Annotated in this window: 14 protein-coding genes; 9 read left to right on the top strand and 5 right to left on the bottom strand. The window is 67.0% G+C overall.

From position 1 onward, the window contains the following. Window positions 1-38 precede the first annotated feature (38 nt). Window positions 39-947: a universal stress protein gene (locus QTI17_RS26600; RefSeq protein ID WP_286536679.1), complete on the top strand. Its 909-nt coding sequence runs from the start codon at window positions 39-41 to the stop codon at window positions 945-947. Window positions 948-952: 5 nt separating this feature from the next. Here the strand turns inward: QTI17_RS26600 and QTI17_RS26605 are convergent, their stop codons facing one another. From QTI17_RS26605 to QTI17_RS26620, 4 genes are all read right to left on the bottom strand, one after another. Beyond that, the gene (locus QTI17_RS26605) at window positions 953-2,962 is read right to left on the bottom strand and encodes a PAS domain-containing sensor histidine kinase (RefSeq protein WP_286536680.1); all 2,010 of its coding nucleotides are present in this window, start codon (window positions 2,960-2,962) and stop codon (window positions 953-955) included. Window positions 2,963-3,082: 120 nt separating this feature from the next. Beyond that, complete coding sequence (locus QTI17_RS26610) at window positions 3,083-3,859, bottom strand: response regulator transcription factor (RefSeq protein WP_286536681.1); 777 nt, start codon at window positions 3,857-3,859, stop codon at window positions 3,083-3,085. A 195-nt stretch (window positions 3,860-4,054) separates the two neighbouring features. Further along, window positions 4,055-4,249 carry a hypothetical protein gene (locus QTI17_RS26615; protein WP_286529691.1) on the bottom strand — a complete coding sequence of 65 codons (195 nt, stop codon included), beginning with the start codon at window positions 4,247-4,249 and terminating at the stop codon, window positions 4,055-4,057. A 34-nt stretch (window positions 4,250-4,283) separates the two neighbouring features. Continuing rightward, on the bottom strand, window positions 4,284-4,532 hold the full coding sequence (locus QTI17_RS26620) for a hypothetical protein (protein WP_286536682.1): 249 nt from the start codon (window positions 4,530-4,532) through the stop codon (window positions 4,284-4,286). Between the two features lie 325 nt (window positions 4,533-4,857). Between QTI17_RS26620 and QTI17_RS26625 the strand changes: the two genes are divergently transcribed. From QTI17_RS26625 to QTI17_RS26640, 4 genes are all read left to right on the top strand, one after another. After that, window positions 4,858-6,318: an NCS1 family nucleobase:cation symporter-1 gene (locus QTI17_RS26625; RefSeq protein WP_286536754.1), complete on the top strand. Its 1,461-nt coding sequence runs from the start codon at window positions 4,858-4,860 to the stop codon at window positions 6,316-6,318. 30 nt (window positions 6,319-6,348) lie between these two features. Continuing rightward, the gene (locus QTI17_RS26630; RefSeq protein WP_286536683.1) at window positions 6,349-7,113 is read left to right on the top strand and encodes an aspartate/glutamate racemase family protein; all 765 of its coding nucleotides are present in this window, start codon (window positions 6,349-6,351) and stop codon (window positions 7,111-7,113) included. Window positions 7,114-7,137: 24 nt separating this feature from the next. Continuing rightward, window positions 7,138-7,890 (top strand): GntR family transcriptional regulator, encoded by a 753-nt coding sequence (locus tag QTI17_RS26635; RefSeq protein WP_286536684.1) that lies wholly within the window; start codon window positions 7,138-7,140, stop codon window positions 7,888-7,890. A 166-nt stretch (window positions 7,891-8,056) separates the two neighbouring features. Then, window positions 8,057-9,541 carry a nucleobase:cation symporter-2 family protein gene (locus QTI17_RS26640; protein WP_286536685.1) on the top strand — a complete coding sequence of 495 codons (1,485 nt, stop codon included), beginning with the start codon at window positions 8,057-8,059 and terminating at the stop codon, window positions 9,539-9,541. 7 nt (window positions 9,542-9,548) lie between these two features. On the opposite strand, the gene QTI17_RS26645 is transcribed toward QTI17_RS26640, so the two are convergent. Next, a complete protein-coding gene (locus QTI17_RS26645; protein ID WP_286536686.1) occupies window positions 9,549-10,397 on the bottom strand; it encodes an aldo/keto reductase in 849 nt (282 codons plus the stop codon). 112 nt (window positions 10,398-10,509) lie between these two features. On the opposite strand from QTI17_RS26645, the gene QTI17_RS26650 reads away from it, so the two are divergent. From QTI17_RS26650 to QTI17_RS26665, 4 genes are read left to right on the top strand one after another with little or no spacing between them, the layout of a single operon-like run. Further along, window positions 10,510-11,097 carry a helix-turn-helix domain-containing protein gene (locus QTI17_RS26650; RefSeq protein WP_286536687.1) on the top strand — a complete coding sequence of 196 codons (588 nt, stop codon included), beginning with the start codon at window positions 10,510-10,512 and terminating at the stop codon, window positions 11,095-11,097. Beyond that, window positions 11,094-11,717 carry a GNAT family N-acetyltransferase gene (locus QTI17_RS26655; protein WP_503011110.1) on the top strand — a complete coding sequence of 208 codons (624 nt, stop codon included), beginning with the start codon at window positions 11,094-11,096 and terminating at the stop codon, window positions 11,715-11,717. Before QTI17_RS26650 ends, QTI17_RS26655 begins: the two co-directional genes overlap by 4 nt. After that, entirely contained in the window at window positions 11,692-12,360 is a 669-nt protein-coding gene (locus QTI17_RS26660; protein ID WP_286536689.1) for a glutathione S-transferase family protein, read from the top strand. The genes QTI17_RS26655 and QTI17_RS26660 overlap by 26 nt, the downstream gene beginning before the upstream one ends. Next, on the top strand, window positions 12,357-12,578 hold the full coding sequence (locus QTI17_RS26665) for a DUF7661 family protein (protein WP_286536690.1): 222 nt from the start codon (window positions 12,357-12,359) through the stop codon (window positions 12,576-12,578). The genes QTI17_RS26660 and QTI17_RS26665 overlap by 4 nt, the downstream gene beginning before the upstream one ends. Window positions 12,579-12,622 lie beyond the last annotated feature (44 nt).

Here is a 12,622-nt window from a genome sequence, read left to right on the forward strand (position 1 = left end):
CGGCGCCAGCGCGCGCCCAGCGCGAAGAGGAGACCTCCATGACCATCCGATCCATCCTGGCCGTGACCGACTTCTCGCAGCCAGCCGGCCTCGCCATCGAACGCGCGGCCCGGCTCGCGGCCGAACACAGCGCCGTCCTCAAGCTGATGGTGCTGCCGGCGAGCGGCAATGTGCCGCCCGCGAACGGCGCCAGCCGGCTCGCGACTGCCGCCAGGAAACTGGGCCATCGTTTCGCCATCACGGTGCGGCCCGTCGCCCAGACCGCCAACACGCTGGCACACGTCGCCGAGGAAGCCAGCTGCGCGGACCTGCTGGTGCTCGGTCATTGGCGCGAGCGCACGATGGCCTCGCTGCTGCAGGGGCAGCCCGCGGAGCGGCTGGCGCGCCTGTGCCGCTGCCCGGTGCTCGTGACCAAGACCACGCCGCACCGCGACTACGAGCGAATCCTGGTCGCCGTCGACTTCACGTCCGCATCGAAGCGGCTGGTCCAGTTGGCCTGGACGCTGGACAGCAACGCCGAGGTCGAGCTGTTCCATGCCATCAGCACCTTGAACGAGGCCAAGCTCCGCTCGGCCGAGGCGTCCCGGCGCGCGATCCAGGCCTACCGGCACGAATGCATGCGCCACGCCCGCGACCGCATCTTCTGGCTGACCGATTCGTTCGACACCCGCCGCAATCGCGTCCTGAGCGCCATCGGCTACGGAGATCCCGCCCGTCAGGCGGTGGTCCAGCAGGACCACGTGGGCGCCGATCTGCTGGTGGTCGGAAAGCGGCGCAACTCGCCGATCGCGGACTTCGTGTTCGGCAGCGTGGCCCAACGGGTGCTGTGCTGGGCCACCAGTGACGTGCTGGTCGTGCCGGACGATTTCCAGGCCTCGACCCGCGCAGCGGCCCGGCAACGGATCGAGGCCGAACGCGGTGATCTCGAGGGCGCCTTGAGCGGCTGACCGGTTCAGTCCGAGGCTGCCGGCTGCCCCAGCCCCTTCAGCTGCGCTTCGATCGCCCGGTCGAGTTCGTCGACGGCCGCTTCGAGCTGGGCCAGGGCGGCGCCGGGGGTCAGCGCCGCCTCGCCCTGGCAGGCCCGCTGGAGCATCTCGCATGCCCGCACCACGCGATGGGCCCGGACCATCCGGGCCGGGCCCAGGATCTTGTGCGCCATCGACGACGCTTCGGACAATTCACCCGACCCGACGTGGGCGGCGAGCTCCCGGACGTCGCTTCGATTGGTCCGCCACAGCGCCTCGAGAAAGCGCGACTCGACCCCAGCGTCGTCGTCGGACAGCCGGCGCAGCGCGAGCGGGTCGAAGGCCGCCTCGAACGGCTCGTGCGGCGGCGGTTCGACCGGTGTCGCAGGCAGCGGCTCGGCCGCATCCCCGGGCAGATGGCGATGAAGCGCCGCCGACAGGGCATCGAGGCTGAACGGCTTCATGAGGCACTCGTCCATTCCGGCCTCGAGGGCGTGGCGCCGGTCGGCCTCCTGGACGTGCGCCGTGCAGCCGAGCACCGGGCAGCGCGGCAGGCCGCGCTCGCGTTCCAGCTCCCTGATGGCCACCGCCAGGGCATAGCCATCCATGACCGGCATCGAACAGTCGGTGATGACCAGGTCGAAGCCGCCGTCGCGCCAGAGCGCCAGGGCTGTCTCGCCGTCCTCCGCCAGTTCGCACTCGAGGCCCAGGTGCTCGAGCTGGCGCTGCAGCAACAGCCGATTGGCCGGATGGTCGTCGACCGCCAGGATCCTGCGGCCGCGCTGCGGCAGAAAGGCGCCAGGCTCCGGCGCTGCGGCCGCGGCCGGCGCGGCGACTGGCGGCGAAGCGGTCCGCAGTGCGATTTCGACCCGGACGCAGGTGCCCTGGCCGCGCTGGCTGCGGACGTCGATGGTCCCGCCCAGCATCCGGCACAGGCGCTGGACGATCGGCAGGCCCAGGCCGGTGCCGCCGATGGCGCGCGGGCCAGCCGCCTCTGCCTGGAAGAACGGCCGGAACAGGTTCTCCACATCCTCCGGGGCAATCCCGATGCCCGTGTCCTCGACCTCGAGAGCGATCGTCTCGACGTCGGCCTCCCGGCCCGCACGGCGCAGCCGGACGGTGACGCTGCCCGCATCGGTGTACTTGATGGCGTTGCTCACCAGGTTGTTGACAATCTGCCTGAAACGCACCGCGTCGACGCTGTGCCATTCGCCGACCGCGGGGTCGATGTCGAGCACCATCGACAGCCCGTGCTGGCGGGCCAGGCCGCCGAACATCCGGGCCACTTCGTCGACGATCGCCGGCAGCCGCGCCGGCGCCAAGGCGATCTCGAGGCCGCCGGCTTCGATCTTCGACATGTCGAGGACGTCGTCGATGAGCCCGAGCAGGGCAACCGCCGAAGTCCGGGCCAGGTCCACCGATTCGCGATCCTTGGCCGACAGGCGGCCTTCGCGCGTCAGCAGCTCGAGCATGCCCAGCACGGCGTTCATGGGCGTGCGGATCTCGTGACTCATGGTCGCGAGGAAGTTGGACTTGGCGCGGCTGGCCTCTTCGGCCTTGGCCCGCGCCACCTGGCTGAGGTCGATCAGATGGTGGCGCTCGGTGACGTCGATCGCGCCAGCCACCAGGGCGCGCGCCGGCCCTCCCTCCGACAGTGCGATCGGGACCGCCCAGTGCACCATCCGGCGCAACTCGCCATCGAGGACCACGTCGACATCTTCGTTCAGCGACTGGCCGCTCGCCAGCATGTCGAGGTAGCGGGCGTGAAGGAGCGCCGCCTTTTCCGGCTCGAGGTACTGGAGTCCGCTTTCTCTGAGGGTCTTACCCTCCAGGGCGGCACGATGGGTGCCGTACATCTTTTCGAATGCGGCATTGCAGAAAACCAGCCTGGCCTCGTTGTCGCGCACGCAGATGGCCTGCGGAATGGCCTCGAGCATGGCGCGCTGGAAGGCGAGCTGATCGCGCAATTCGGCTTTGACGGCGAGTCGCCGACGCATCTCTTTTCGCAGTTTTCGGTTCCAGACCACGCTGATGACGAAGCACAGCGCAAATCCGGCGGCGACTTCATAGCCCCAGGGTGCGATCCCCCACAATTCCCCCCACATCATTCGCCCCTTTCAAGAGACGAGGTGATGGGCGCGGGTGAAATCGACCAGTTCGACCAGCGTGGAAATGCCGAGCTTCTCGAATATCCGCGTCTTGTAGCTGCTGATCGTCTTGTTGCTGATCAACAGGGTTTCGGCGATTTCCTTGTTGCTCATGCCGCGGGCCAGGTATTGCAGCACCGTCAATTCGCGGTCGGACAGCGACTTCATCAGGGCATCGGGCGATGCGCCGGAATGGGCGTGTCCGTGCGAAGACAGCGCCGACGACGGGAACATGCTGTAGCCCGCGAGCACTGTCCTGGCGGCCTGCGCGACGGCGGACATGTCTTCGCTCTTGCTCATGAAGCCATTGGCGCCCGCCTGCACCGTGCGGGCGGCAAAGATGGATTCCGGCTGGGCCGACAGCACCAGCAGTTTGGTCGAAGGCAGAGATTTTCGGACCCTCTCGATCAGGTCGAGGCCGCTGAGCCGCGGCAGGTCGAGGTCGAGGATGACCAGGTCGGGACGCTGGTCGCGGATCGCAGCCAGGGCGGTGGGGCCATCGCCCGCCTCGCCCACGACCTGGAACTCGCCTCCGGATTCGAGGGCGGAACGGACCGCCAGACGAATGGCGGGATGATCGTCGACGACGATGACTGTATGCATATTGATTCCCTTGCGTTGATTTCGGTGGCCGGCGGCCGCTCGCGAGGGAGGCTTTAATCTTCCAGTGTCACTCCACTCACAATTCAACGCGATTTTAGGGCGTTTCAGAATTGATGACGGAATAATCAGGCACTCAAGATTCAATACTGCAGCAGATCGCGCAAAACATCACACAATATTACTGGATCAGCTTTTTCCAATATTCAGATTTTTCTTATTGATTATTTCGAATTGTCCTATGGGGATCGCAGAAGCAATTCAGAGTTATTTAATATCAATTTATTAATTATATTTGTTACTGATATTTTCTGCAGCCCCCGCCGGCCTGGCCCTGCGCTATCAGGCGCGCTGGGCACTCTGCAGCTTGTACCCGTTCTGGTAGATGCCGATCACCAGCCCGCTGACCGCGTCGGACGGTCGAGCGGTGACGAACCGGTTGTCGGCGGCCTGATAGACCAGGATGGTGCAGCCGGCGCTCCGGCTCAATGTGCGCGCCACGCCGGTCGCCTGGCTCGCCGTCTTGTAGCTGTTCATGTCCTGTCTCCTTGTGCGTTGGGTCGGCAAATGATCACGAGCGCGCGGCGGCCAGCAGCCCGTCGATGGCGAGCACCACGCCCTCCCGGGCGTCTTTCGACGGCACGCCTTCGAGCAGCAGCTGGCGAACCAGGCCCAGCGTGTTGATGAGCTCTGCCTCCATTTCCGTGAGCAGGGGGATCACGTCGAAGTCCGGGTACTTGCCCTTGGCGCCCATCGGTCGTCCGGGGCCCGACAGATCGACGTCGTAGCCCTCGCTGATTGCCTGTTTCTGAGTCTTCATCGGGACCTCGCAAAGAGATGGTTGATCTTTGGCAGCACCTGCGTTGGCACTGAATCGATGTAATACATTGTGCCTATTTACTTCTTAAGTAACAAGATGATTCATTGAATCGTGAGTACTTTTTTCGTCCTTTTGCAGACCCCCTGCGGGTCCTTCGCAGCGCAATCAGGGTAATCACGGTGTCGTCCGTCCCACTTCGATCTTGATTGCACCCATTTTTTGTATACAAATATAGGGTGCAATCCACAGACCGAACATTCCATTCGGACCTTCGACCATCCGCCACGAGGAGACACCCGTGAACGCAACCGCCAGCCAAGCCAGCATCGAGCTGCCGATCCCAGGCGCCCTGCACCCGAGCGAATCGAACGCGCGCATCAAGCCGGGCTACGACCCGCGCCTGACCAACGAGGACCTGGCGCCGCTGAAGCGGCAGACCTGGGGCCAGTACAACATCTTTGCCTTCTGGATGTCCGACGTCCACAGCGTCGGCGGCTACATCACGGCCGGCAGCCTGTTCGCGCTCGGCCTGTCGAGCTGGCAGGTGCTGGTGTCGCTGCTGGTGGGCATATGCATCGTGCAGTTCTTCTGCAACCTGGTGGCCAAGCCCAGCCAGGTGACCGGCACGCCCTATCCGGTGATCTGCCGCGCCTCGTTCGGGGTGCTGGGCGCCAACATCCCGGCCGTGATCCGCGGCCTGATCGCGGTCGCCTGGTACGGCATCCAGACCTACCTGGCCTCGGGCGCCTTCATGCTGCTGGCACTGCACTTCCATCCCGGCCTCGCGCCCTACGCGGATGTGGCGCAGCACGGCTTCGTCGGCCTCTCGACCCTCGGCTGGGTCGCCTTCATGGTCATGTGGGTGCTGCAGGCCTTCGTGTTCTGGCACGGCATGGAAGCGATCCGGCGCTTCATCGACTGGGCCGGTCCGGCGGTGTACGTGGTGATGGCGGCGCTGTGCGGCTGGCTGGTCTGGAAGGCCGGCTGGAGCAACATCGACATGCGCCTGGGCGGCGTCAAGTTCACGGGCTGGGACGCATTGCCGGTGATGCTCAGCGCGACCGCGCTGGTGGTCAGCTACTTCAGCGGGCCGATGCTCAACTTCGGCGACTTCTCGCGCTATGGCAAGAGCTTCGACGCCGTCAAGAAGGGCAACTTCTGGGGCCTGCCGGTCAACTTCCTCTTCTTCTCGCTGCTGGCCGTGATCACCTCTGCCGCGACCTTGCCGGTGTTCGGCGAACTCATCACCGATCCGGTCCACACGGTGGCCAAGATCGACAGCACCACCGCGGTGGTGATCGGCGCGCTGACCTTCATGATCGCCACCGTCGGCATCAACATCGTCGCCAACTTCGTCTCGCCGGCCTTCGACTTCTCGAACGTCGCACCGCAGAAGATCAGCTGGCGCACCGGCGGCATGATCGCCGCGGTGGGCTCGGTCTTCATCACGCCGTGGAACCTCTACAACAACCCGGAGGTCATCCACTACACGCTGGACATCCTGGGCTCCTTCATCGGGCCGCTGTTCGGGATCCTGATCGCCGACTACTACCTGGTGCAGAAGCAGCGGGTCGACGTCGATGCGCTCTACACCCTGAGCCCGGCGGGCGCCTACTGGTACGACAACGGCTACAACCGGCGCGCCATCTGGGCGCTGGTCCCGGCCGCGCTGGTGCCGGTGCTGTGCGTGCTGGTGCCGACCCTGCGCGGCGCCGCCAATTACGCCTGGTTCATCGGCACCGGGCTGGGCTTCGTTTTCTACATGCTGCAGAACCGCAAGCGCTGAAGAGCGCTCATTTCCCTTCCCCGACCCATCATGCGAATCAAGATCATCAATCCCAACACCACCTGGAGCATGACCGAGAAGATCGGTGCCTGCGCGCGCTCGGTCGCTCGGCCCGGCACCGAGATCGTGGCGGTCAGCCCCGCCATGGGGCCGGCCTCGATCGAGAGCCACTACGACGAGGCGCTGGCAGTGCCCGGCCTGCTTCAGGAGATCGCTGCCGGCGAGCGCGACGGCATCGACGGCTACGTGATCGCCTGCTTCGGCGACCCCGGGCTCAAGGCCGCCAGGGAACTGGCGCGCGGCCCGGTGGTCGGCATCGCCGAGGCGGCGATGCATCTGGCGAGCCTGGTGGGCAGTCGCTTCAGCGTCGTGACCACCCTGGGCCGCACGATGGGACAGGCCTGGCACCTCGCCGAGACCTACGGCATGAAGCGCTTCTGCGCCAACGTGCGGGCCTGCGAGATCGCTGTGCTCGATCTCGAGGCGCCCGGCTCGCGCGCGCGCGAGCGCATCGTCGACGAATGCCGCCGCGCGCTCGACGAGGACGACTCGGACACGATCGTGCTCGGCTGCGCCGGCATGGCCGACCTGTGCGAGCACATCGGACAGGTGCTCGGCGTGCCGGTGGTCGACGGCGTGGCGGCCGGGACGCAGCTGATCGAATCGCTGGTGAGCCTGCGCCTGGCCACCAGCAAGCGCGGCGAACTGGCACGCCCTCTGCCCAAGCCGATCAGCGGCCTGCTCGGCGACTTCGCGTTGCCGGCGGTACCGCCGGCGCTGAAGCGCGCGGCCTGATTCGGCCTCATTCACAATGGCGCCATGCCACGCGCCCCCAAAGCTTCCGCTCACCCCCAGCCGTCGCCCGCAAGCTCCGGGACCGAGGCCGCGGTCGACAAGACCGCCACCATCGAAGGCATCGCGCAGGACATCTCCACCGCGATCGTCGAGAAGCGGCTGCCGCCCGGCACCTGGCTGCGCGAGGAAGCACTGGGGCGGCTCTATTCGGTCAGCCGCACCAAGATCCGGGCGGCGCTGCTGACGCTGTCGAAGGAAAAGCTGATCGAGATGATCCCGGACAAGGGTGCTTTCGTCAGCAAGCCCAGCGTGCAGGAAGCGCGTGAAGTCTTCGGGGTCCGGCGGCTGCTCGAAAGCGAGGTGGTACGGCTGTTCGTCGCCAAGTCACGTCCCGCCGACTACCAGGCGCTCGAGCAGCACATCCAGTTCGAGCGCACCACCCTGCGCGCCACCACGACCACCGGCACGGTCCGGGAGAAGCTGCTCGGCGACTTCCACGTCGCGCTGGCGGAAGCGGCCGGCAATCAGACCCTGGCCGAACTGATCCGCGAGCTGGTGGCGCGCAGCTCGCTGATCGCCATGCTGTACCACTCGTCGAACGATCCGCATTGCTCGTCCGACGAGCACGCCGAATTCCTGCGCGTCTGCCGCAGCGGCGATGCCGAGGCCGCCGTGGCATGCATGACCGACCACCTGCTGCGCATCGAGGCCAACCTTCAGCTTTCGGCCGGCGTGCCGGATCGACAGCTCGACCTGGTCAAGGCCCTGCTGGCCTGAAAAGCACGGGCCCGCGACTTGCTTGGGCGCGCAGGGCGCGGGTTTTCCGCCATACAGCCCGTCGCCTGATCTGTATACAGTTTCGCGTACAGAATAGTGGACGATCCGGGGCCCCGCGCCGTTCGCTCGTCCCTTTTCCTCCACGTTGCCCAGGAGAAACTCGCAAATGACGGCTGCCTCGCCTCCCATCCACCCGGTCGACCAGCGCCTGCCGGCCGGCAAGCTCGCCGCCCTCGGCCTGCAGCATGTGCTCGTGATGTATGCCGGCGCCGTCGCGGTGCCGCTGATCGTCGGCCGCGCGCTCAAGCTCACGCCGCAGGAGGTCGCGCTGCTGATCTCGGCCGACCTCTTCTGCTGCGGTGTCGCGACGCTGATCCAGGCACTCGGCGCCACCCAGTGGTTCGGCATCAAGCTGCCGGTGATGATGGGCGTGACCTTCGCGTCGGTCGCACCGATGGTCGCGATCGCCAACGCCAACCCGGGCCAGGCCGGCGCGCAACTTCTGTTCGGCGCGATCATCGGCGCCGGCATCATCTCGATACTGATCGCGCCGATGGTCTCGCGCATGCTGCGCTTCTTTCCGCCGGTGGTCACCGGCACCATCATCGCGGTGATCGGCATCAGCCTGATGCGCGTGGGCATCAACTGGATCTTCGGCAACCCGGTGGGTCCGACCGCGCCGGCGCTGGTCGACCCGGTGTACGCCAAGTGGCTGGCCGACGTCACCTCGCCCGGCTCGGCCGTGCCGCCGGTCCCGAAGGGCCTGTCGATCGTGCCGTCGGTGCCGAACCCCAAGTACGCCGACCTCGGCGGGCTGGCCATCGCGGCGCTGGTGCTGGTGTCGATTCTGCTGATCGTGAAGTATGCCCGCGGCTTCATCGCCAACATCTCGGTGCTGCTGGGCATCGTGATCGGCGCCGTGGTGGCGACCATCTTCGGCTTCATGACCTTCGAGAAGGTCGGCAGCGCGGCCTGGTTCGACATCGTGCTGCCGTTCCACTTCGGCATGCCAAAGTTCGACCCGGTGCTGATCCTCACGATGTCGCTGATCATGGTCGTGGTGATGATCGAGTCGACCGGCATGTTCCTCGCGCTCGGCGAGATGACCGACCGCAAGATCAGCCAGCAGGACCTGGCGCGCGGCCTGCGCACCGACGGCCTGGGCACCCTGATCGGCGGCATCTTCAACACCTTCCCGTACACCAGCTTCTCGCAGAACGTGGGCCTGGTGGCCGTGACCGGCATCAAGAGCCGCTACGTCTGCGTGGCCGGCGGTGCGATCCTGATCGTGCTGGGCCTGCTGCCGAAGATGGCGGCGCTGGTCGAGTCGCTGCCGACCGTGGTGCTCGGTGGCGCCGGCCTGGTGATGTTCGGAATGGTCGCGGCGACCGGCATCCGCATTCTTTCGGGCGTCGACTTCAAGACCAACCGGCACAACGCGATGATCGTCGCGGTGTCGATCGGGGTCGGCATGATCCCGCTGCTGGCACCCAATTTCAAGCAGTGGATGCCGCATGCGATCCATTCGCTGGTGGAGTCGGGCATTCTGCTGGCCTCGGTCTGCGCCGTGCTGCTCAACCTGTTCCTGAATGGCGCCAAGCACGACGAGGCGGCGATCGTGGCCGCCGCCAAGCAGGCCGAGGCGCACTGACCCCGGCTCAGATCATCGCCAGCGGCCGCTTGCGCCGCGGCGCCGGGTGCAGGCGATCGATCTCGGCCAGCACCTCCGGGCCCAGCGTCAGCTCGGCGGCCGCGAGGTTCTCGCGCAGATGGCTCTCGCGTGCCGCCTTGGGGATCGCGGCCACGCCGGGCTGCGCCAGCACCCACGCCAGCGCCAGCTGCGCCGCGCTGACGTCGAGCCGCTCGGCGATCATCTGCAGTCCGGCGTCGGCGGCCAGCGCCCCCTGGTCGATCGGGCTGTAGGCCATCAGCGGAATGGCGCGTTCGCGCTGCCAGGGCAGCAGGCTGAACTCGGGGCCGCGCTCGGCGACCGAGTAGTAGACCTGGTTGACGGCGCAGCTGCCGGCCAGGGCGGCGAGTTCCTCCATGTCGTCGGTGTCGAAGTTGCTGACGCCCCAGTGGCGTACCTTGCCTTCGGCGACCAGCGCCTGCATCGCTTCGCAGGTGTCTCCGAGCGGATGCTCGCCGCGCCAGTGCAGCAGGTAGAGATCGAGGTGGTCGAGCCCCAGGCGGGCGAGGCTGCGGGCGCAGGCCTTGGCCGTCCCGCGCAGGCTGGCGTTGTGCGGATAGACCTTGCTGACGATGAACAGCTCCTCGCGCCGCACGTCGCCCGCGCGCAAGGCCTCGGCGATGGCCTGGCCGAGCACCTCCTCGGCGCCGCCTTCGCCGTACATCTCGGCGCTGTCGATGAGCCGGTAGCCCATCGCGATGGCGGCGCGCAGCGCAGCGACTTCGGCCCCGCGGCGACCAGCGGATTCGCCGATCTTCCAGGTGCCGAGTCCCAACGCGGGGATCGTTCCGCCGCCAGGCAGTTCCAGGGTTCGCATGGGTATTCCTTCTCGTCGACAACGGCCGTCGCGGCGGCGGCCGCGTCAGCCAACGATGCTAACCAAGCCGCGGCTGGACGTCTCATCCAATATATCGGATACTTATTCCAGCATGACGGATGAAGCAAGCGACCTGAACGACCGCATCGCCCAGCGGGTGCGCGAGCTGCGCGCCGCGCGCGGCCTGTCGCTCGATGCGCTGGCGGCGCACTGCGGCGTCAGTCGTTCGATGATCTCTTTGATCGAGCGCGGCGAGAGCAGCCCGACCGCTGTCGTGCTGGAAAAGCTCGCCACCGGGCTCGGCGTCGCGCTGGCCTCGCTGTTCGAGCCGCCGCGCGCTGGCGACGACCCGGTGGCGCGGCTGGCCGACCAGCCCCTGTGGCGCGATCCGCATTCGGGCTATGTGCGGCGCAACGTCTCGCCCGCGGGCGGAGCCTCGCCGATCCAGATCGTCGAGGTGGCCTTTCCGCCGAAGGCGCGCGTGGCCTACGAGACCGGCGCCCGCGAGCCGCGCATCCACCAGCAGGTCTGGGTGCTCGACAACACCATCGAAGTGACGGTCGGCGAGGCCTGCCATCGGCTCGACGCCGGCGACTGCCTGGCCCACGCGCTGGACCGCCCGGTGAGCTACCACAACCCCACGCGACGCCTCACGCGCTACGCGGTCGTGATCGCCACCCTGCCCTCGCCCTGGAGATGAACATGCAGCAGACCCGAACACCTTGCGCCGAGCGTATCCGCCGGCTGCAGACGCTCTCCGAAGCACAGTTGCGCGCGCTGTCCGAACTGCTGATCGATTGCGTGGAAGGCGGCGCCTCGGTGAGCTTCATGGACCCCTTGCCGCCCGCCCGCGCCACGGCGTTCTGGCGCGAGGTGGCCGAAGGGGTCGCGCGGGGCGAGCGCGCCCTGCTGATTGCCGAGGATGACGCCGGCATCGTGGGCACCGTTCAACTGGTGCTGGCCCAGCCCGACAACCAGCCGCACCGCGCCGACCTGTCGAAGATGCTCGTGCTCCGGCGCGCGCGCTGCCAGGGCTGGGGCGAGGCCCTGATGCAGGCGGCCGAACAGATGGCGCGCGACTGCGGCAAATCGCTGCTGGTGCTCGACACCGCCAGCGAGGGCGCCGAACGGCTCTATGCCCGGCTGGGCTGGCAGCGCGTCGGCGTGATCCCCGGCTATGCGCTGCTGCCGCAAGGCGGCCTCTGCGCCACGACCATCTTCTATCGCGAACTGAGGCCCCTGCAGGGCGCCTGCTCGGCGACACTGGCGTCCTGCCACTCCTCGGAGCATGCCGATGACCCCCACCATCACCGCCTTTGAACAATCTCCCGATCGCGGCCGAGGACTGGCGCGCGACATGCGCGTTCGCTGGGCGCTCGAAGAAGCGGGCCAGCCCTATGCCGTGCGTCTGGTTTCGTTCAAGGAGATGAAGGAACCGGCGCATCGCGCGCTGCATCCCTTCGGCCAGATTCCGACTTTCGAAGAAGGCGATCTCGCCCTGTTCGAGTCGGGGGCCATCGTGTTCCATATCGCAGAGCGGCATCCAGGCCTGCTGCCGGACGACGCCAACGCACGGGCGCGCGCGATCGCATGGATGTTTGCCGCCCTCAACACCGTCGAACCGCCGATCCTCGATCGCGGCATCGCGATACTCCTGGAGCACGACAAGGCCTGGTTCGATGAGCGCCTGCTCCTCCTCGAAGACCGCGTCCGGGTCCGCCTTGGCGAGCTGTCGCACCGGCTCGGCGCCGCCGATTGGCTCGACGATGCGTTCAGCGCCGGCGACCTGCTGATGGTGACAGTGCTGCGCAGACTGAGCGGCTCGACCCTGCTGGACGACTACCCGAACCTCGCGGCCTATGTCGCCCGCGGTGAAGCGCGGCCGGCCTACCAGCGCGCGTTCGCCGACCAATTGGCGGTGTTCAGGGGCAGCCAGCCACCGCGCGAAACGAACAACACATGAGATACCGCTTCAACGTCTTCGGACGAATCATTTCCATCGAACGCGTCGGCGGCGATTGGGTCGCCCACCTGGCTGGAAACGACGGCAAGCGTCGTCCCGCGGAACTCGCGATTCCTTCCGACATGCCGCACGCCGAGCTGGCGCAGTATCTCTACGACGTCTACCACGAGGAAGCGACGCCAACCAATGGCGACGTTTTCGAGATCGTGCCCGGCTAAGGCACCCCGAGCGCCCGGCGGGCCTTTTTCCGCTTTTTTGCTAT

Source organism: Variovorax sp. J31P179 (assembly GCF_030316985.1).
In the GTDB taxonomy this organism is placed as follows: Bacteria; Pseudomonadota; Gammaproteobacteria; order Burkholderiales; family Burkholderiaceae_C; genus Variovorax; species Variovorax ginsengisoli_B.

Coding starts and splice junctions, on each gene's coding strand:
- QTI17_RS26650 (WP_286536687.1), top strand. CDS start 10,510: ATGACGGATGAAGCAAGCGACCTGAACGACCGCATCGCCCAGCGGGTG.
- QTI17_RS26630 (WP_286536683.1), top strand. CDS start 6,349: ATGCGAATCAAGATCATCAATCCCAACACCACCTGGAGCATGACCGAG.
- QTI17_RS26640 (WP_286536685.1), top strand. CDS start 8,057: ATGACGGCTGCCTCGCCTCCCATCCACCCGGTCGACCAGCGCCTGCCG.
- QTI17_RS26645 (WP_286536686.1), bottom strand. CDS start 10,397: ATGCGAACCCTGGAACTGCCTGGCGGCGGAACGATCCCCGCGTTGGGA.
- QTI17_RS26605 (WP_286536680.1), bottom strand. CDS start 2,962: ATGCGTCGGCGACTCGCCGTCAAAGCCGAATTGCGCGATCAGCTCGCC.
- QTI17_RS26660 (WP_286536689.1), top strand. CDS start 11,692: ATGACCCCCACCATCACCGCCTTTGAACAATCTCCCGATCGCGGCCGA.
- QTI17_RS26655 (WP_503011110.1), top strand. CDS start 11,094: ATGAACATGCAGCAGACCCGAACACCTTGCGCCGAGCGTATCCGCCGG.
- QTI17_RS26665 (WP_286536690.1), top strand. CDS start 12,357: ATGAGATACCGCTTCAACGTCTTCGGACGAATCATTTCCATCGAACGC.
- QTI17_RS26635 (WP_286536684.1), top strand. CDS start 7,138: ATGCCACGCGCCCCCAAAGCTTCCGCTCACCCCCAGCCGTCGCCCGCA.
- QTI17_RS26620 (WP_286536682.1), bottom strand. CDS start 4,532: ATGAAGACTCAGAAACAGGCAATCAGCGAGGGCTACGACGTCGATCTG.
- QTI17_RS26600 (WP_286536679.1), top strand. CDS start 39: ATGACCATCCGATCCATCCTGGCCGTGACCGACTTCTCGCAGCCAGCC.
- QTI17_RS26615 (WP_286529691.1), bottom strand. CDS start 4,249: ATGAACAGCTACAAGACGGCGAGCCAGGCGACCGGCGTGGCGCGCACA.